The organism is Metabacillus litoralis (assembly GCF_020524045.1).
Lineage (GTDB): Bacteria > Bacillota > Bacilli > Bacillales > Bacillaceae > Metabacillus > Metabacillus litoralis_C.
Map to the genome: position 1 here is coordinate 75073 of NZ_JAIVKL010000003.1, position 19053 is coordinate 94125.

Annotated in this window: 18 protein-coding genes and 2 other annotated features; of the genes, 15 read left to right on the forward strand and 3 right to left on the reverse strand. The window is 34.6% G+C overall.

Annotation, left to right across the window (positions count from 1 at the left end; genetic code table 11):
• The first annotated feature begins 302 nt into the window (after positions 1-302).
• The 7 genes from ytxC (at position 303) to LC076_RS06605 (ending at position 6983) form a co-directional block, all read left to right on the forward strand.
• Positions 303-1127 carry a putative sporulation protein YtxC gene (ytxC, locus tag LC076_RS06575; RefSeq protein ID WP_226667090.1) on the forward strand — a complete coding sequence of 275 codons (825 nt, stop codon included), beginning with the start codon at positions 303-305 and terminating at the stop codon, positions 1125-1127.
• Positions 1128-2064: 937 nt separating this feature from the next.
• Entirely contained in the window at positions 2065-4002 is a 1938-nt protein-coding gene (thrS, locus tag LC076_RS06580; protein ID WP_226667091.1) for a threonine--tRNA ligase, read from the forward strand.
• A gap of 177 nt (positions 4003-4179) precedes the next feature.
• Positions 4180-4303 (forward strand) — a sequence feature (ribosomal protein L20 leader region).
• An 83-nt stretch (positions 4304-4386) separates the two neighbouring features.
• Positions 4387-4908 (forward strand): translation initiation factor IF-3, encoded by a 522-nt coding sequence (infC, locus tag LC076_RS06585; RefSeq protein WP_168714488.1) that lies wholly within the window; start codon positions 4387-4389, stop codon positions 4906-4908.
• Between the two features lie 20 nt (positions 4909-4928).
• Positions 4929-5129: a 50S ribosomal protein L35 gene (gene rpmI, locus LC076_RS06590; RefSeq protein WP_098795055.1), complete on the forward strand. Its 201-nt coding sequence runs from the start codon at positions 4929-4931 to the stop codon at positions 5127-5129.
• Between the two features lie 31 nt (positions 5130-5160).
• On the forward strand, positions 5161-5520 hold the full coding sequence (gene rplT / locus LC076_RS06595; protein WP_226667092.1) for a 50S ribosomal protein L20: 360 nt from the start codon (positions 5161-5163) through the stop codon (positions 5518-5520).
• Positions 5521-5624: 104 nt separating this feature from the next.
• Entirely contained in the window at positions 5625-5891 is a 267-nt protein-coding gene (locus tag LC076_RS06600; protein WP_226667094.1) for a DUF1294 domain-containing protein, read from the forward strand.
• Between the two features lie 495 nt (positions 5892-6386).
• Positions 6387-6983 (forward strand): TVP38/TMEM64 family protein, encoded by a 597-nt coding sequence (locus LC076_RS06605; protein ID WP_226667095.1) that lies wholly within the window; start codon positions 6387-6389, stop codon positions 6981-6983.
• Between the two features lie 16 nt (positions 6984-6999).
• Here the strand turns inward: LC076_RS06605 and LC076_RS06610 are convergent, their stop codons facing one another.
• Positions 7000-7395: a sigma-w pathway protein ysdB gene (locus LC076_RS06610; protein ID WP_226667096.1), complete on the reverse strand. Its 396-nt coding sequence runs from the start codon at positions 7393-7395 to the stop codon at positions 7000-7002.
• A gap of 344 nt (positions 7396-7739) precedes the next feature.
• On the opposite strand from LC076_RS06610, the gene dut reads away from it, so the two are divergent.
• Both dut and LC076_RS06620 read left to right on the forward strand, forming a co-directional pair.
• On the forward strand, positions 7740-8177 hold the full coding sequence (dut, locus tag LC076_RS06615; protein WP_226667097.1) for a dUTP diphosphatase: 438 nt from the start codon (positions 7740-7742) through the stop codon (positions 8175-8177).
• Positions 8178-8368: 191 nt separating this feature from the next.
• A complete protein-coding gene (locus LC076_RS06620; RefSeq protein ID WP_226667098.1) occupies positions 8369-9454 on the forward strand; it encodes a M42 family metallopeptidase in 1086 nt (361 codons plus the stop codon).
• Between the two features lie 200 nt (positions 9455-9654).
• Here the strand turns inward: LC076_RS06620 and sspI are convergent, their stop codons facing one another.
• Positions 9655-9864 (reverse strand): small acid-soluble spore protein SspI, encoded by a 210-nt coding sequence (gene sspI, locus LC076_RS06625; protein ID WP_146949257.1) that lies wholly within the window; start codon positions 9862-9864, stop codon positions 9655-9657.
• Positions 9865-9980: 116 nt separating this feature from the next.
• Between sspI and LC076_RS06630 the strand changes: the two genes are divergently transcribed.
• The 3 genes from LC076_RS06630 to pheT all read left to right on the forward strand — a co-directional run bounded on the left by LC076_RS06630 (position 9981) and on the right by pheT (position 14604).
• Positions 9981-10733, forward strand: coding sequence for a TrmH family RNA methyltransferase (locus LC076_RS06630; RefSeq protein WP_226667100.1), 753 nt, complete (start codon positions 9981-9983; stop codon positions 10731-10733).
• 50 nt (positions 10734-10783) lie between these two features.
• Positions 10784-11024, forward strand: a binding site (T-box leader).
• Positions 11025-11138: 114 nt separating this feature from the next.
• Positions 11139-12173: a phenylalanine--tRNA ligase subunit alpha gene (gene pheS, locus LC076_RS06635; RefSeq protein WP_146949253.1), complete on the forward strand. Its 1035-nt coding sequence runs from the start codon at positions 11139-11141 to the stop codon at positions 12171-12173.
• Between the two features lie 16 nt (positions 12174-12189).
• Positions 12190-14604 (forward strand): phenylalanine--tRNA ligase subunit beta, encoded by a 2415-nt coding sequence (pheT, locus tag LC076_RS06640; protein ID WP_226667101.1) that lies wholly within the window; start codon positions 12190-12192, stop codon positions 14602-14604.
• Positions 14605-14873: 269 nt separating this feature from the next.
• Here the strand turns inward: pheT and rnhC are convergent, their stop codons facing one another.
• The gene (gene rnhC / locus LC076_RS06645) at positions 14874-15806 is read right to left on the reverse strand and encodes a ribonuclease HIII (protein ID WP_226667102.1); all 933 of its coding nucleotides are present in this window, start codon (positions 15804-15806) and stop codon (positions 14874-14876) included.
• A 120-nt stretch (positions 15807-15926) separates the two neighbouring features.
• On the opposite strand from rnhC, the gene zapA reads away from it, so the two are divergent.
• From zapA to polX, 3 genes are all read left to right on the forward strand, one after another.
• Positions 15927-16184 (forward strand): cell division protein ZapA, encoded by a 258-nt coding sequence (zapA, locus tag LC076_RS06650; RefSeq protein WP_204955418.1) that lies wholly within the window; start codon positions 15927-15929, stop codon positions 16182-16184.
• A gap of 9 nt (positions 16185-16193) precedes the next feature.
• Entirely contained in the window at positions 16194-16736 is a 543-nt protein-coding gene (locus tag LC076_RS06655) for a CvpA family protein (RefSeq protein WP_226667103.1), read from the forward strand.
• Positions 16737-17287: 551 nt separating this feature from the next.
• Positions 17288-19006 carry a DNA polymerase/3'-5' exonuclease PolX gene (gene polX, locus LC076_RS06660; protein ID WP_226667105.1) on the forward strand — a complete coding sequence of 573 codons (1719 nt, stop codon included), beginning with the start codon at positions 17288-17290 and terminating at the stop codon, positions 19004-19006.
• Positions 19007-19053 lie beyond the last annotated feature (47 nt).

Here is a 19053-nt window from a genome sequence, read left to right on the forward strand (position 1 = left end):
TAGTTGCTGTTTCCTTGGAGTTGTAAAAAGCAACAAAGTTTACGAAAAAGCCTAAATAAATAAGATATCAATGAGAAGGCCAGTCAGTGGAGATTGGTCTTTTTGATGCTGAATGGTTATCACAAGAAAGCTAAAGATTATTTGCTTTCTGATGAGATCTAACGTTATTCATAATTTTCATAACTCTTTAACTTTCCAGTATCGACTTATGACTAATTTTGTTTAAAATCTTTCTTTACTTCTATTTTTAAAAGTTCCCCCATATACATAGAACCAGGTATTGGCAAATAGGGGGGACAAACATGCTTGAGATTTTATTTGCGTCTCCGAAAGAGGCAAGAACGATCTACACGATATTTCGTTCAATTCGTAAAGAATTCCTTTCAGAACTACAGCTTATTAATGACGAACTTATAAAAATTAGCCCTAAATCTTGGGATGTATCATTAGAGCAATTCGTAATACCAGGGATGATTGAGTTTATTCTGGAATACAAAGAACATCAACTTATGGTTTCGATGCTTAAAGAAGATTATTATTTTGTTGAAGAAATTGAGCAACAACAGATACTCCAAATTGCCAGCTCAATTATTGAAGGTGAAAGGACAGATATTCCAAACATTCAGGGGTTACGACATCGTGACGAGGTACTTAAGGAAACTCTATGGCAATTCCTAAGGCCCAACTTGAATTTTTCTTTTTCTTCCTTTCAAAAATTCCGCCTGCATCAATACAATGCAAGATTAAGAGAGTATGTCGAAGTGGCTATCGAGGAGTACAAGCTAGAGCAAGAATATCAAACCTTCATTCAAAGTTTACGAGATTATCATAATGAACAGAAAAGTAAATTAGAGGTGGTTTCAATTGTTCATAAAGAAGGATATGTTGTTTATGATGCAGATGAAAAAAGAATAAGTGAAGATCAATTAAAAAATTATGTTGATAAAAGCTTTATTCATCAACATACAATGTACGTTGATTCTAATTTGTTAGCTCCCTTAGTATCCATTTCACCAAAGACAATTTTAGTTTATACAAATAACTCATTAGATGGTATGATCCAAACGATTCAAAATATTTTTCAAGAAAAAGTGTCAATACATAGCTTAGCTGAATTTACATATTGATCATCGATTTTCCTAACAACAAGGTTAAGAAAGCCCCCATTCTGATGACTAATAGCTAATTAACCTAATTTCCTAATAGTAACCAGGTTTTTATCACTATTAGATAGTATTCTAAGAAGAAAAGATGCCACTAGACTTTATTCATGTTGTTTTCTTCATATGGAAAAATAGTCTTAAGAAATTTAGCTATGTTAAAGCATAATGTTGATTTTTAGCACTTTGTTGATTGGAGTGAAGGGCATGAGACTCCTGCGGGAGAAGCGTGTCAAAGGGAGACCCCACAGGCGCTTGCGCCGAGGAGGCTCCCGGACCGCCCGCGGAAAGCGAATGCCTGTAACGGAAATCAACAATAAAATTTAGCAGAGCCAAGAAAAAAAAGTCAGCTTGATTTTAAAGTCGAAACAATTTATAATACGAATTAATTGAAAAATTATCAGTATTGATAAGGACATGAGCTTGTTTGTACGGTTCCCAGAGAGGGAAGGAATTGCTGAAATCTTCCTAACACGATAAACAATCTTACCACCTTTAAACTTCAGCTGTGAACACGTTGTATAGTAATAGCTGACGGTCTTCCCGTTATCGATTTTAAGCCATATCTATTTTTACGTTTACTTACGAACGTAAAATTCATGAGTTAATTAGATATTGGGAATAAGGGTGGAACCACGATCCATTGACTAGAGTATAACTCGTCCCTTTTTTAGGGGCGAGTTTTATTTGTTTTCAGGGATTTTTGATAAATATATGTGATAACAATTGGCATTGATATGCTATATGAATGATCCTACACTGCATTTGAAATGTAATGAATATGAGCCACTTATAAATAGAATGTAAAGATGTTGTTACTTTCCTTTCTATTTATAAGTGTCTTATACTAACGGATCAAATCAAGAGGCACAACTAATTATAGGTAATAGAGGAGTGAACAAGGATGTCAGACGTTATAAAAATTGCGTTTCCAGACGGAGCTGTTAAGGAGTTTGAAAAAGGTACAACAACTGAAGATATTGCGGCATCCATTAGCCCTGGTCTAAAAAAGAAATCTTTAGCTGGAAAGTTAGATGGACAAATCATTGATTTACGTACACCTATACAACATGATGGTGCAATTGAAATTGTTACACAAGATAGTGGTGAAGCACTTGAAATCATGCGACATTCTACTGCCCATTTAATGGCCCAAGCGATTAAAAGAATCTATAAAGATGAATCTGTTAAGCTTGGCATTGGTCCTGTAATTGAAAATGGTTTTTACTATGACATTGACATGGAGCATGCCATAACACCTGAAGATTTACCAGTGATTGAAAAAGAAATGAAGAAAATTGTAAATGAAAACTTAGATATTACGAGAATTGAAGTAACTCGTGAAGAAGCTAAGCGTCGATATGAAGAATTAGAAGATCCTTTAAAACTTGAGCTACTAGATGTGATTCCTGAAGGTGAAGCAGTATCGATTTATGAGCAAGGTGAATTTTTTGACTTATGTCGTGGAGTGCATCTTCCTTCAACAGGCAAAATCAAAGAATTTAAATTACTTAGTGTTGCTGGTGCATATTGGCGTGGAGATAGTAATAATAAAATGTTACAACGTATTTATGGAACTGCTTTTTTTAAGAAAGCTGATTTAGATGAACATCTACGTATTCTTGAAGAAGCAAAAGAACGTGATCATCGTAAACTTGGTAAAGAACTAGGTTTATTTACTACATCTCAAAAAGTTGGACAAGGTTTACCATTATGGTTGCCAAAAGGTGCAACAATTCGCAGGATCGTTGAGCGTTATATTGTAGATAAAGAAGAGCGATTAGGCTATCAGCATGTATATACTCCAGTTCTAGGTAGTGTTGAGCTTTATAAAACATCAGGACACTGGGAGCATTACCAAGAAGATATGTTTCCGAAAATGGAGATGGATAATGAAGATCTAGTCCTTCGCCCGATGAATTGTCCTCATCATATGATGATTTATAAAAATGATATTCATAGCTATCGTGAATTACCTATTAGAATTGCTGAATTAGGTATGATGCATAGATACGAAATGTCAGGTGCTTTAACAGGTTTACAACGTGTTAGAGGAATGACATTAAATGATGCACATATCTTTGTTCGTCCAGACCAAATCAAAGACGAGTTTATCCGTGTTGTTCGTCTAATCGAAGCGGTTTATAAAGATTTTGGTATCGAAAAATATTCATTCAGATTGTCTTATCGTGATCCAGAGGATAAAGAAAAATACTTTGATGATGATAGCATGTGGGAAAAAGCACAGAGTATGTTAAAAGGTGCAATGGATGAGTTAGGTCATGATTATTTTGAGGCTGAGGGTGAAGCTGCATTTTATGGTCCTAAGCTTGATGTTCAAGTAAGAACAGCACTTGGTAAAGATGAAACTCTTTCAACTGTTCAACTAGACTTTTTACTGCCAGAGCGCTTTGATTTAACTTATGTAGGTGAAGATGGTAAGCAGCATCGACCAGTAGTTATTCATCGTGGAGTTGTATCAACAATGGAACGTTTTGTTGCCTTCCTAATTGAAGAATACAAAGGAGCTTTTCCAACTTGGCTTGCTCCGACTCAAGTTCAAGTCATTCCAGTGTCTCCTAGTATCCACCTTGATTATGCAAAACAAGTACAGGAAGAGCTTCAAGAAGCTGGCTTACGTGTTGAATTAGACGCTCGTGATGAAAAAATCGGATATAAAATCCGTGAATCACAAATGCAAAAAATTCCTTACATGCTTGTTGTTGGTGATAACGAAATTGCAGAAAAAGCTGTTAATGTTCGTAAATATGGTGAGCAAAAATCAGAAACAATTGCGTTTACTGAGTTTCTAAAGAACATTAAGAATGAAGTGAAAAGATAAGAAATACAGAGTTAAGTTTCTTGGCATTTCTCACCAATCTAAACAAAGATATAATAAAAATGTTGCAGAATGATTCTTGGTCTGATAGAATAACATATGTTGTTAAACATATAGTACCAACTTGCAATATCTTTGGATTGGTGTTATAATGTTCAAGGTAATTGAATAGTCTTTCATAAATACAAGTAGAAGCACCCGCTTCTCACCTGATTGACACATCCGTTTGTAGTTGACAGGTTGCGATGAATTTTTATATACAATCGTAGTGTGGGTGTTTATACATCCGCACTTTTTTATTTTACAAATAAAAAAACCAAGATCTATCTACAATTAAACGGATTTGAAAAACTACTATTCAGTTTGATAAAACCTTGGAGGTGGCTAATTATTAGCAAAGATATGATGGTAAATGACGGAATCCGCGCACGTGAGGTTCGTCTGATCGGTGCCAATGGAGATCAGCTTGGAATTAAATCTCGTCAAGAGGCGTTAGAAATTGCTACTAGAGCTAACTTAGATTTAGTTTTAGTTGCACCAAATGCAAAGCCTCCTGTATGTCGCATCATGGATTACGGAAAATTCCGTTTTGAACAGCAAAAGAAAGACAAAGAGGCGCGTAAAAATCAAAAAATCATCAACTTAAAAGAGGTTCGTTTGAGCCCAACAATTGATGAGCATGACTTTAACACTAAGCTTCGAAATGCACGTAAGTTCTTAGAAAAAGGCGATAAAGTAAAAGCTTCTATCCGTTTCAAAGGGCGTGCCATTACACATAAAGGAATTGGTCAAAAGGTGCTTGATCGATTCTCAAGCGAATGTGCAGACTTAAGTACAATTGAGTCTCATCCAAAAATGGACGGACGTAGCATGTTCTTAGTATTAGCACCGAAAAACGAAAAGCAATAATTCTTAAGGAGGAATCCCTTATGCCAAAAATGAAAACACACCGTGGAGCTGCGAAACGTTTCAAAAAGACCGGATCTGGTAAACTTAAACGTTCACATGCTTACACTAGTCACTTATTTGCTAACAAATCTACAAAAGCTAAACGTAAACTACGTAAATCAACTGTAGTAAGCAAAGGCGATTTCAAACGCATTCGTCACTTATTAGACAATCTTAAATAATCGGAACATCGTAATATAGGAGGGAATTTACATGCCAAGAGTAAAAGGCGGTATCGTTTCACGTAAACGTCGTAAAAAAGTATTAAAATTAGCTAAAGGTTATTTCGGTTCTAAACATACATTATACAAAGTTGCTAACCAACAAGTAATGAAATCATTAATGTATGCTTACCGTGACCGTCGTCAGAAAAAACGTGACTTCCGTAAGCTTTGGATTACACGTATCAACGCAGCTGCACGTATGAATGGTCTTTCTTATAGCCGTTTAATGCATGGCTTAAAGCTTGCTGGTATCGAAGTAAACCGTAAAATGCTTGCTGACTTAGCTGTAACAGATGAGAAAGCATTTGCTCAATTAGCAGACGCTGCAAAATCTCAACTAAGCAAATAATAGATAAACAAAAAAGAGTTGATTCCATAGTGGATCAGCTCTTTTTTTGCCTACATAAGGGGAATTCTAATGATAATATATAGAGAGGAAGGGAGAGATAGTAAATGATCTATTTATTCTTATACTACATAATCATAAATGTTATTGGTTTAGTTTTAATGGCAAAAGATAAAAGGAGAGCCAAACGCCAGGAATGGAGAATCAAAGAATCTACCTTGTGGTCTGTATCATTAATAGGTGGTGCACTTGGAAGTTATATTGGAATGAGGTTATATCGTCATAAAACAAAGCATACTTCGTTTAAGGTTGGCTTGCCTTTGCTAACTTCTTTGCATTTTGGTCTAGTTTTATATCTAGCTGTATTTTGGTGACTTGATTTGATAATCTGAGCAATTTTCATGGTGCGGGAGTGACTTCCCGACCAGGTTTGGAAGATCTTACACTCAAAAAAGCTGTAATAGTATGTGAAGCAACAAGGAAGGTTGAGTACTATCTTTGGAAAACGTGTTCATCTATGTTTTTTAGCGAACATATGGGGGGTTTTTGGCTAACTAGAGTTATAGAAAAAAATTTATCGGCGATTTTTTGAATTTATCAGCGATTTTCTCGATTTATCGGCGATTCTGCAAATTTATCAGCGATTTTTCGGATTTATCGACGATTATACATTTTTCGACAAAATCCGCATCAGTTGAGAAAAATCCCATTTACAAAGAAAGCCACGACATCCTTCGATTGCCACCTTCTGCAAACTGATCTCAAACACACAAGAAGTTATTCATCCAATGAATTAGCATAAATCACAAAAAATTATCGTAAAATGTATAAACACTACTAACCTGCCAGAAATGCCAAATAAGAAAGTGGTGATTAAAATCGAGCTTGCGACCTCTACTGTTTTAACTGTTATTAAAACTACAGGATTATTTGCACCGCTGTTCTTTATTTTATTTCATATCATTAGACAATTTTTGTTTATTCCAGTTGCTGTTGTTTGTGTTGCTGGTGGTATCTTATTTGGTACTGAATTAGGATCGTTATATTCAGTTATTGGCCTTACTTGTGCAAGTATCACCTTTTATTTGTTTTCAAGGATTTTCCCTAACTTGATACATCGATTTGTGAAGATGAAAGAAAAATGGATAGGTGCGTACACCTATTTTTCAACGGGGCAAATTATGATTTTACGCCTGATTCCACTTGTAAACTTTTCACTTATCTCTCTTTGCATTTTAGAGAAGACAAAAGGATTTATGAGATATGTAAGACTTTCATTTATCACCCATATACCTTCATCACTGTGTTTCACTTTTCTAGGGGCATCACTTCAAAAATTATCACCAATATTAGTAGCCGCTCTATTATTAACCTTGCTATTTCTTATCTATTTTCTAAGAGAGAAACAAGTATTTATCAAATGGGAAGATTTCTTTTTAAAAGAAAAAGGTACAGCTCGACAATGAACTGTACCTTGGTATCTTATTTTTCTCGTTTTTTTACTAGCAGCTCTTTAATTGGACTTTTCCAATCAATCTTCGCATGTGGATAACGTTTTTTTATTTGGTCCTCTACATATGAAAAATCCTCTAATGTTAATCCTTGTAGTGAACTTGTAGCTTTTGCCCATATGAAAATGGAGACAACCTCAAACGAATGTGTTGTTGTGCCTAAGTATTTTTCCCCTTCAAATAATACACCTTTGTAGGTTAATAAGAAATTTTTACGGACATTTTCTTTATCATCTAAGAAATGAAATTGCTTTTGTTCATGAGCTAATTCAAGTTTACGCTTTGGATTAAATAAATATTTGAATCCGGAATAGATAAGAAATAGAATGAAAATGATTAAGAGCAGCCTTAATAATATGACAAACATGTTTAACCCCTCCTGAGGGTATTTTTCCTTATTTACGAATAAAGAACCTAAAAGGTTTCAAGTTTTTTTCAATTTGTTATAATTTTTTTGTAGGATTATTTTAATTAGGGACAAAATTGATGGATTTATCAAGTTTAGTTCAAATGCAAAAACAATTAGATCTAAGAAATGAAACCACAGCATTAGTTAGAATAGGTAAAACAATGGAGTGAAAATACTGATGCTAATAATTTCAAAACTTTAATCATTAATGAAAAAATGATAGATCAATAATAAGAGTCAGGAATATTTTCCTCAAAAACAGAAGTGATTAAAGAAATACGAAATTAAAGGAGAGCTAAAAATTGAAATATAAATTGAAGGTAAAGTTATTAAATAAAGATGCTTTATTACCGCTTCAAGCTAATGAAGGAGATGCTGGGTTAGATTTGTATTCTAATGAAGAAAAAGTAATTATGCCTGGGGAGGCTGAGTTGATAAGTACGGGTATTAGTATAGAGCTTCCTGAAGGAACTGAAGCACAAGTTAGACCTAGAAGTGGTTTAGCATTAAAGCATTCAGTAACAGTATTGAACAGTCCTGGAACAATTGATGAGGGCTATCGAGGAGAAATGAAAGTGATCTTAATAAACCATGGGAAAAATGAGTTTAAAGTAGAAAAGCACGCAAGAATTGCACAAATGGTTATTGCTCCAGTTCCGAAAGTTGAATTAGTTCAAGTTGAAGAATTATCTAGCTCTGTAAGAGGTGAAGGGGGATTTGGTTCATCTGGATTGAAGTAAATGTATTCAGGTATTACCGGGCTGAATAAATTATGTCACCTCAGGAAGTAGAAGAAGCGTATGTTTCTAAAAATGAAGTAAATCATATAAGAAATAACATGATTAATTAAGGCAAGCAAATCAGAAGTTCGTAAAGGTAAAGTGCTTTCATGTATAATAAAGATGATTGTTAATTAAGGAGGATATACATAATGACTAAACTAGATGAAACGTTAACAATGCTTAAAGATTTAACAGATGCAAAAGGAATTCCTGGAAACGAACGTGAAGTTCGTGATGTAATGAAAAAATACATATCGAGTTATTCTGATGAAGTTTACACAGATCATCTTGGTAGCTTAATTGCTAAAAAAGTAGGTCAAGAAAACGGACCTAAAATAATGATTGCAGGTCATTTAGATGAAGTTGGATTTATGATTACTCAAATTGATGACAAAGGGTTTCTACGTTTTCAAACGGTAGGTGGCTGGTGGTCACAAGTTATGCTTGCACAACGAGTGACGATTGTTACAAATAAAGGTGATGTAACGGGAATTATTGGTTCAAAGCCACCACATATTTTACCTCCCGAAGCTCGTAAAAAACCAGTTGATATTAAAGACATGTTTATTGATATTGGGGCATCAAGTAAAGAGGAAGCCATTGAATTTGGTATAAAACCAGGAGATCAAGTTGTTCCATATTTTGAATTTACGGTTATGCAAAATGAGAAGATGCTTCTTGCTAAAGCATGGGATAATCGCATTGGGTGTGCAATCGCAATCGATGTTCTTAAAAACCTTAAAGCAACTGATCATCCTAATGTTGTTTACGGTGTTGGAACCGTACAAGAAGAAGTAGGGCTACGTGGAGCTCGTACATCTGCAAACCTTATTCAGCCAGACATTGCATTTGGTGTTGATGTTGGAATTGCTGGAGACACACCAGGAATATCTGAAAAAGAAGCGGCAAGCAAAATGGGGAAAGGTCCACAAATCATCCTTTATGATGCGTCAATGGTTTCTCATAAAGGGTTACGTGATTTAGTAACAGATACAGCTGATGAATTAGATATACCTTATCAATTTGATGCGATTGCTGGTGGGGGAACTGATTCAGGTGCGATTCACATTTCAGCTAATGGTGTGCCAGCTTTATCAATCACAATAGCTACACGCTATATTCACTCACATGCTGCAATGCTTCATCGTGATGATTATGAACATGCTGTAAAATTAATTACTGAAGTTGTAAAACGTTTAGATCGAGATACTGTGAATAAAATTACATTTGAATAATAAAGGCTGTTTTCGTTTACTTTGCTTTTAACAACTCCAAGTAAACAGCACGGTATCAAGCAAAGTGGTGTCTTTTCTTCATAGATAAGTACCTATTATGTAATAAAAACAATGTTTTAACTGAATTATCAACAACACTTCAGAAAAGAGCCATAAAAAAATGCTGGGACATAACTGCCCAGCATTTTTTTAGTTTCGTATTATTTTTTTAATCCTTGTTCTAAAGTTGCCAACATTTCTTGTTTATCCTGATCATTTGCATTTTGCCAAATAACCTCAAAAAGTACCCCTAAACCTGGTAGCATTTTTTCCTCACCACTTTGAATGGCATCAACAATTGTATCTTGTAGCTGGCCTTGATCGTTTCCAGAAACATTTGAAATCACAGCATGACGAAGATTTAAATTCATTCATATCAACTCCTTTGCAGAAATGTTACTACTTATCCTATAGCATTTGTTAAACGATAAAATATTATGTATGATGAGAAAGAGAAATTGTAAATGCACTTAAAAGGAGTATGAATGTGGACCGAATTGAATCAGTAAAAAACTCTAAAGTAAAACAATGGCGTAAGTTGCACACAAAAAAAGAACGTGAAGCAACAGGCACATATATTATAGAAGGATTACATTTAGTTGAAGAAGCATTAAAAACGAAAGATATCATTAAGGATTTAATTGTATGTGAAGATATCACGATGCCAACACATTGGAATGTAGATGGATTAAATATCATTTTAGTGACAAATGAGGTCATGAAGGCTATAAGTGATACTGAAGCTCCACAAGGTGTAGCGGCAATTTGTGAATTTCAAAATCAGTATACACCAAACACATGGAAGAAAATTCTTTTAGTTGATAGTGTTCAAGATCCGGGTAATCTGGGTACAATTATTCGTACAGCTGATGCTGCTGGAATTGATGGTGTTATTTTAGGAGAAGGAACAGTTGATCATTATAATTCAAAGGTTATACGATCTAGTCAAGGTTCCATTTTTCATATGCCAGTTGTAAAAGCAAATTTGGTAGATAAGGTAATGGATTATAAGGAACGGCAAATTCCTGTTTACGGAACTTCCTTACAAAATGCGATAAGTTATCAAGAAGTAGATTCAAGTGAGCAGTTTTGCTTAATTATTGGTAATGAAGGTAGTGGTGTAAACACTGATTTACTTGAGAAAACGGATAAAAACTTATTCATTCCAATATATGGTGGTGCTGAATCATTAAATGTAGCTATCGCAACAGGAATTCTTCTATATCATTTACGTGGGTAGCCTTGCAGTAACATTTTGTTTTGATTATAATAAGATAGAAATTACATATGAAACAAACGATGACAGAGCATAGTAATTTATCATTCGTTCATTCAGGGATAAAGTGCCTTAGACTGAAAGCACTTTTATGATAGAGATAAATGAATTCACCTCTCGAGTTGACACTTAGACCATATAATAAATATGTAAAGGTGTTCCGGTTTTTACCGTTATGGAAATGAAGTGAGTCGTATGAGTTTTTCTATGTACGATTAACAAGGGTGGTAACGCGAATTCAAACTCGTCCCTTTCTGGGATGGGTTTTTTATTTTGCAAAAAAAAGACTACTTTTAGTTTTTAAAATGGCTTTGCTAACTCAATAAGTTAAGTTTAAACAAAAAGCCTAAAAATAAGGAGGAAAAAATGATGCAGGAGCAATTAAAACAGCTGCAACAAGAGGCGCTTGAAAAGATTGAACAAGCGCAGGAACTAAAAGCGTTGAATGATATACGTGTTGCATACTTAGGAAAGAAAGGCCCTATTACAGAAGTGTTACGTGGAATGGGGAAATTATCTGCTGAAGAACGACCAGTAATGGGAGCTCTAGCAAATGAAGTTCGTGAAGTGATTGCAAATGCTATTTCAGGTAAACAAGAGCATTTAGAACAGCTAGCAGTAGAAGAAAGACTAGCAAACGAAACAATTGATGTTACTTTACCGGGGAGACCTGTAAGAGTAGGAAATCATCACCCAATAACAGCAGTTGTAGAAGAAATAGAGGACCTGTTCCTTGGCATGGGGTATCAAATTGCAGAAGGACCTGAAGTTGAAACAGATTATTTCAACTTTGAAGCATTAAATCTTCCAAAAGGTCATCCAGCTCGCGATATGCAGGATTCCTTTTATATAACTGAAGAATTGCTTTTACGTACACATACTTCTCCAGTACAAGCTAGAACAATGCAAAAACATGAAGGTCAGGGACCCGTGAAAATCATTTGTCCTGGTAAGGTGTATCGTCGGGATAATGATGATGCAACACATTCACATCAATTTACACAAATCGAAGGACTTGTTGTTGATGAAAACATTAGCATGAGTGACCTTAAAGGTACTCTTGAAGTGTTTGCGAAGAAAATGTTTGGTGAAGAACGTGAAATTCGCCTACGTCCAAGCTTCTTCCCATTTACAGAGCCTTCAGTTGAAGTGGATGTGTCTTGCTTCTCATGTGGAGGAAAAGGCTGTAATGTATGTAAAAAAACTGGCTGGATCGAGATTTTAGGAGCAGGAATGGTTCATCCTAATGTTCTAGAAATGGCAGGCTTTGATTCTAAGAAATACAGTGGTTTTGCATTTGGAATGGGTCCTGAGAGAATCGCAATGTTAAAATATGGTATTGATGATATTAGACATTTCTACACAGATGATGTGCGTTTCTTAAAACAATTTAAACGAGCGTAAAGAGGAGGATTTAAACATGTTTGTTTCATATAAATGGTTAGCTGAATATGTTGATTTATCAGGCATAACTCCAGATGAATTAGCAGAAAAAATTACACGTAGCGGAATTGAAGTTGAAGGTGTAGATGTCTTAAATGAAGGCATGAAGGGTGTAGTGATCGGGCATGTTGTCGAAAAAGAACAACATCCGGATGCAGATAAACTGAATAAATGTCAGGTTGATCTCGGTGATGGTGAGCTTGTGCAAATTATTTGTGGAGCAAAAAACGTTGATAAAGGTCAAAAGGTAGCTGTTGCAACAGTTGGGGCTGTCTTACCTGGCAACTTTAAAATAAAAAAAGCTAAGCTTCGTGGTGAGGTTTCTAATGGAATGATTTGTTCACTACAAGAACTTGGTATTGAGTCAAAATTAGTTGCAAAAGAATATTCTGAAGGTATTTTTGTTTTTCCTAGTGATGTTGAAGTTGGAAAAGATGCATTAGCAGAATTAAACCTTGATGATGCGGTTCTTGAGCTAGGATTAACGCCTAATCGTTCAGATGCATTAAGCATGTTAGGTGTTGCTCATGAAGTGGCAGCCATTTTAAGTCGTGAAGTTAAATACCCTGAGATTTCTTATGACAAATCTTCAGTAAAAGCTTCATCTGAAGTAAGTGTTAAAGTTGATGCAACAGAAGATAACCCATTATACATTGCTAAAGTCATTAAAAATGTAACAGTTGCTCCATCTCCACTATGGATGCAAACTCAATTAATGGCAGCAGGAATTCGTCCACACAATAATGTTGTCGACATCACAAATTTTGTTCTTTTAGAATACGGTCAACCACTACATGCGTTCGATTATGATCGTTTTGGTTCAAAAGAAGTACTTGTTCGTCGAGCTAATGATGGTGAAAAAATCGTTACATTAGATGATCAAGAACGTACATTAATAACTGACCATTTAGTGATAACAAATGGAACAGAACCAGTAGCTTTAGCTGGTGTGATGGGTGGAGCAAATTCAGAGGTTCAAAATGATACAAAAACCATTTTATTAGAATCTGCATTATTCAACGGACAACGAATTCGAACAGCTTCAAAAGATCATGGTTTAAGAAGTGAAGCTAGTGCTCGCTATGAAAAAGGTGTAGATCCGAATCGTGTTCAAGCTGCAGCAGAGCGTGCAGCACAACTGATCTCTTTATATGCAGGTGGAGACGTTTTAGAAGGGTCTGTAGAAGTTCAGTCAGCTTCTTTTGAACCTGCTGTTGTGAAAACGACAGTTGAAAAGGTAAATAGAATTTTAGGAATGAATATTTCTGCTGAAGAAATGAAATCTATCTTTGACCGTCTTCAATTTGGTGTTGAGCTTGATGGATCTACATTGACTGTAACTGTTCCAACTCGCCGCGGAGATATAACAATTGAAGAGGATTTAGTTGAGGAAGTAGCAAGACTATATGGTTATGACAATATTCCAACTACATTACCAGTAGGTCAAGCGATTCCAGGTAAATTAACTTCTTATCAAGAAAAACGTCGTAAAGTACGTCGTTATCTAGAAGGAACTGGTTTATATCAAGCAATCACCTATTCACTAACAAGTGAAGAAAAAGCTGCTAAATATGCATTAGAATCAGCAGAATTAACAAAGCTTTCATTGCCAATGAGTGAAGAACGAAGTGTTCTACGTTTAAGCCTTCTTCCTCATTTATTAGATGCATTAAGATATAATGTAGCAAGACAAACTGATCAAGTTGCTTTATATGAAGTGAGTTCTGTTTTTCTATCACAAGGAAAAGATACTCAACCACTTGAAAAAGAAAGATTATCAGCTGCAATAACAGGATTATGGCACTCACATTCATGGCAAGGTGAGAAGAAGCCAGTTGATTTTTATGTTGCTAAAGGAATCGTTGATGGACTTGTTTCATTATTAGGCTTAACAAATCAAATTGAGTATAAACAAGCAAAGCGTGAAGGCATGCACCCTGGACGAACAGCAGAGGTATATTTAGCTGATAAACTTGTAGGCTTTGTAGGTCAAATTCACCCTACTGTTCAAAAAGAATTAGATTTAAATGAAACATATGTGTTTGAATTATCTTTAGAAGATTTATTAACTTTCGAAGTTGAAGAAACACGCTTTGAGGTTATTCCACGTCATCCATCTATCACAAGAGATATCGCTCTTGTTGTAGATAAAAATGTTATCGCAGGTGATATTGAGAAGGTGATCACTGAAGCTGGTGGAAAAATGTTAAAAGGTGTGTCTGTTTTTGATTTATATGAAGGAGATCGTCTTGAAGAAGGTAAAAAGTCAGTTGCTTTCTCATTACGTTATTTCGATCCTGAAAGAACATTAACAGATGAAGATGTGACAAAAGTTCATGATAAAGTGCTAAAAGCTGTTGAAGAAAAAGTGAATGCTTCTTTACGTGGATAAAGGTAATTAAAAAGAGGAATCATCTCAATTATAGAGATGATTCCTTTTTGTAAACTTGCTTTATTATATAGCTATGATTTGTCGAATTTTGAAGAATCGAAGATAAATATCAAAAATCGATGATAAATTCTGATAATCGAAGATAAATGTGAAAAATCGTCGATAAATCTTAAAAATCGAAGATATGCTGGACCAACCCTTTTAGATGGCTGAAAATTAGCCTCTATTTCGTGATTGCACCCTTATAAAGACCTCACAAGGTATTATTTTTACCTTTTAGCAATCTTTAGTGCTTTTTCCGTATTAGCAAAATGCTTTTTCGTAATCGATTCTAAAAAGTCCCTACCGTTTCTTTTTAAAATCTTCGCAGCTGCTAGATCGACCTGGGCACCTGCCCCTTTTGGTATCTTCAAACCAGCAATTTCTGATAACCGATCAAACTCTTTTACAAATGAATACCTTGCGATAATGGAAGCTGCTGCAACTGCTAAATGTATGCCTTCAGCTTTTGTTGAGAAATAGGTTTTTTCATTAGGCAGTTTCTTTCCCGTTAGATGTTTAAAGTAAATATTGGGATCAACAAATTGATCAATTAATAATCCGTCAGGTTTTTGTGGGGCAATTTTACTTAATAAATGATTAATTGCTTGATTATGTAGTAAAGCTTTCATTTTTCCTTGTGACATACCTTGTTGTTGAAGTTCATTATATTTTTCATTATGTAATACAAGAAGACTATAAGGAATTGTGTTAATAAGATCCTTGGCGATTTCAATAATTTGAGGATCTTTTAGATTTTTTGAGTCTTTTACCCCAAGTTCTTTAAGTAAAGGAATTTGTTCTTTCTTCACATATGCAGCAACAACTGTTATAGGACCGAAAAAATCTCCTGTTCCTACCTCATCTGAACCAATAATTGATAAATCGGCAATATTTGCAGGTGGTTGATAAGTTGCAGGAGTTTTATTAGATGAAGCTGGCTTATCTTTTTGCTCTAATTTCCTTCCCCATTTTGTTGATTCCGCTTCTGCAGATCCACCTTGAAATAAAACCTTACCCGATTTATAAGCAGTAATGGTACATCCATCTATTTTCGCAGAGAATACAGCACCAGGAGGAGTTTTCCCTGTTTTATAAGCGGAGTAATGAGTATTCATTTGATCTATAATAGATTGATTTACTTTAATAACTGAGTTTGCCAATAGAGACATCCTTTCAGATAAGAAATTTACTCATTTAAGAGTCTATTGAACTTCTTCCCATATCATAAAGCTTCGTGTTATGATAAGGAATAGGATTTGCAGGAAATGGAGGATTTATCGTTGTCAAATCGCCCTAAATCGAAAACAACAGTAGATATATATGGACACCAATATTCAATTATCGGTTCAGAAAGTACAAGCCATATTCGAGCTGTTGCTTCAATTGTTGATGATAAAATGCGAGAGATTAATAGTAAAAACCCTTCTCTTGATATAAATAAGCTAGCTGTGTTAACAGCGGTAAATGTTGTGCATGACTATCTGAAACTAAAAGAAGACTACGAAAAATTAGAGAAACAATTAATAGAAAAGGATTGAAGCCAAGAAATGCTAGATTTCGTATTATTTATTATTTTAATGTTTGGGATACTAGTCGGCTTAAAACGCGGATTTATCCTTCAATTTATCCATTTAACTGGGTTTGTTGTTGCCTATATAGTAGCATACCAGTATTTTGATGATCTTGCACCGAAATTAAAGCTCTGGATTCCATACCCTGTAACAAGTGAGGGACCAGCAATACTCTCATTATTAAATGGTGACGACCTTGAGGGTGCTTTTTATCGTGCCGTAGCGTTCGTTATACTATTTATTGGGACAAAGATTGTCATGCAAATTATTGGCTCCATGCTAGATTTTGTAGCATTACTTCCAATTTTAAAGCAATTAAATAGATGGGCAGGATCCATTTTAGGTTTTCTGGAATCATATTTAGTTTTATTCATTCTCCTATTTATAGGTGCATTATTACCTATTGAACAAATTCAACTTGCTTTAGATCAGTCGGTATTAGCAAACTTAATCGTGAATCATACTCCATATTTCTCTGATAAAGTAAATGAGCTTTGGATACAGTACATATCTTCATAAGAGGCTGACTTAATGAAACAATGCTTCCTCATAATCAATGATGATTTAGTTTTTACTAATCATTCATTTTTGGTATATGTAGGAAATGTTTTTCTTAGTCAACCTCTTTTTTCTAGTAGTAACAACTATTGCTAAGAAATAGCTAGAATACATAACATATCAAATAGTAGATCAACCTCAAAAAGTGGATTTGGTCTGCTTTTATCGTTTAAATTAAGGCTCTTTACTAAGAACTGCTTCTATATATCATTACCTGTTAAAGAAGTGTTGACATAAAAGATAATGGTTATTCTATGATAAAATAGATGCAAAGTTTGTAAAGGATTTGTTTCTTTATATAGCCTGTTTACTAAAGATTTGTTAGCAATTGCGCATATACTATAAAGTTTTGCTTTATAAAAGTTAATGTTCATCATTTTAATATATTCGTCATTAAAAATTAACATAATAGTTTTAAGAATTTTATCTTAAAAATAAAGATAGGAAATTGTACATTTTCATTATTTATTTGTATCATTTTTATTAATAAGTAACATATAGAGGTGAATGAAATGGAGTTACATAAAAAAGACGTTATTCGTTTATTAGAAAAAATTGCGGTACTAATGGAATTAAAAGGAGATAATCCCTTTAAAATATCAGCGTTTAGAAAAGCTGCAAATGCCCTTGAAACAGATGACAGAAGTTTATCGCAAATAGATGATTTCACTAAAATTGCAGGAATTGGTAAAGGGACATCTGCTGTGATTATAGAGTTTGTTGAATCAGGGGAATCTGAAGTTCTAAAGCAATTGGAGGAAGAAGTTCCATCAGGTTTATTACCGTTGTTAAAACTGCCAGGTTTGGGTGGTAAAAAGATTGCCAAGTTATACAAAGAACTAAACATAGATAGTGTAGATACATTAAAACAAGCATGTGAAGAAAATAAAATTCAATCATTAGCTGGTTTTGGAAAAAAATCAGAAGAAAAGATACTAGCGGCAATTGCTGAAATGGGCAACAGACCAGAGCGGTTACCATTAGCATTTATGTTACCGATAGCAGAGCATATTGAAGAATATTTAGAGCAATGCCAAGGGATAGAAAAGTTCTCTAAAGCAGGAAGTATCAGAAGAATGAGAGAAACCATTAAAGACTTGGATTTTATTATCGCAACAAACGAGCCAGAACAAGTAAGGAATCAATTATTAGCTATTCCTAATCTTTCTGAAATTATCGCAAGTGGAGATACGAAGGTTTCGATTCAGCTCAGCTATGAATATGAGGTAAGTGTTGATTTTAGATTAGTAAAGCCGCTTGAATATGCCACAACTCTACATCACTTCACTGGATCTAAAGATCATAATGTAAGAATGAGGCAACTTGCAAAAGAACGTGGAGAGAAAATTAGTGAATATGGTGTTGAAAATATTGAAACTAGTGAAGTGAAAAACTTCGAGTCAGAAGCCGATTTTTATCAATATTTTCAATTACCACATATTCCGCCTGAGTTAAGAGAAGATGGAACTGAGGTTGAATTATTTCAACATGAATCAAAGGTCATTACATTAGAACATGTGAGAGGTGATCTTCATATGCACTCTACATGGAGTGATGGTGCTTTCACAATTAGAGAGATGGTTGAGGCATGCCGGAAAAAAGGCTATAAATATATTGCGATTACAGATCATTCACAATATTTAAAGGTAGCAAATGGATTAACATCAGAACGATTAAGAGCTCAACGTAAAGAAATCGATCTTTTAAACGAAGAGTATAGTGATATCACTATTTTAGCTGGTGTAGAAATGGATATTTTGCCAGATGCTACGCTAGATTATGATGATGAATTGTTACAAGAGATGGATCTTGTTATTGCTTCGATTCATTCAAGTTTTTCACAATCACAGGACGTGATTATGGACCGCTTGAAAACAGCACTGAAAAATAATCATGTTGACATAATCGCCCATCCAACAGGCAGAATTATCGGTAAAAGAAAAGGTTATGACGTAGATATTGATATGCTTCTTGAGCTAGCAAAGGAAACAGATACAGCACTAGAGTTAAATGCCAATCCAAATCGATTAGACTTAAGTGCAGAATATGTGAAAAAAGCTCAAGAAGCTGGAGTTAAGCTCGTTATTAATACTGATGCTCATAATATAGATATGCTTGAACATATGACAATAGGTGTTTCTACTGCAGTGAAAGGCTGGATCAAAAGTGAAAACGTCATTAATACGTGGGATGTTGATCAATTAAAAGCATTTTTAAATAGACATCATTAATAGGATTAGTTTATTAAATATTGGTTTTAGCCTTCATCATACATTAA

What these genes read in the sequence shown, in the direction of transcription:
- thrS (WP_226667091.1), top strand. Translation starts at nt 2,065, where the DNA reads ATGTCAGACGTTATAAAAATTGCGTTTCCAGACGGAGCTGTTAAGGAG.
- rplT (WP_226667092.1), top strand. Translation starts at nt 5,161, where the DNA reads ATGCCAAGAGTAAAAGGCGGTATCGTTTCACGTAAACGTCGTAAAAAA.
- pheS (WP_146949253.1), top strand. Translation starts at nt 11,139, where the DNA reads ATGCAGGAGCAATTAAAACAGCTGCAACAAGAGGCGCTTGAAAAGATT.
- LC076_RS06610 (WP_226667096.1), bottom strand. Translation starts at nt 7,395, where the DNA reads ATGTTTGTCATATTATTAAGGCTGCTCTTAATCATTTTCATTCTATTT.
- LC076_RS06600 (WP_226667094.1), top strand. Translation starts at nt 5,625, where the DNA reads ATGATCTATTTATTCTTATACTACATAATCATAAATGTTATTGGTTTA.
- LC076_RS06655 (WP_226667103.1), top strand. Translation starts at nt 16,194, where the DNA reads ATGCTAGATTTCGTATTATTTATTATTTTAATGTTTGGGATACTAGTC.
- polX (WP_226667105.1), top strand. Translation starts at nt 17,288, where the DNA reads ATGGAGTTACATAAAAAAGACGTTATTCGTTTATTAGAAAAAATTGCG.
- LC076_RS06620 (WP_226667098.1), top strand. Translation starts at nt 8,369, where the DNA reads ATGACTAAACTAGATGAAACGTTAACAATGCTTAAAGATTTAACAGAT.
- pheT (WP_226667101.1), top strand. Translation starts at nt 12,190, where the DNA reads ATGTTTGTTTCATATAAATGGTTAGCTGAATATGTTGATTTATCAGGC.
- rpmI (WP_098795055.1), top strand. Translation starts at nt 4,929, where the DNA reads ATGCCAAAAATGAAAACACACCGTGGAGCTGCGAAACGTTTCAAAAAG.
- sspI (WP_146949257.1), bottom strand. Translation starts at nt 9,864, where the DNA reads ATGAATTTAAATCTTCGTCATGCTGTGATTTCAAATGTTTCTGGAAAC.
- ytxC (WP_226667090.1), top strand. Translation starts at nt 303, where the DNA reads ATGCTTGAGATTTTATTTGCGTCTCCGAAAGAGGCAAGAACGATCTAC.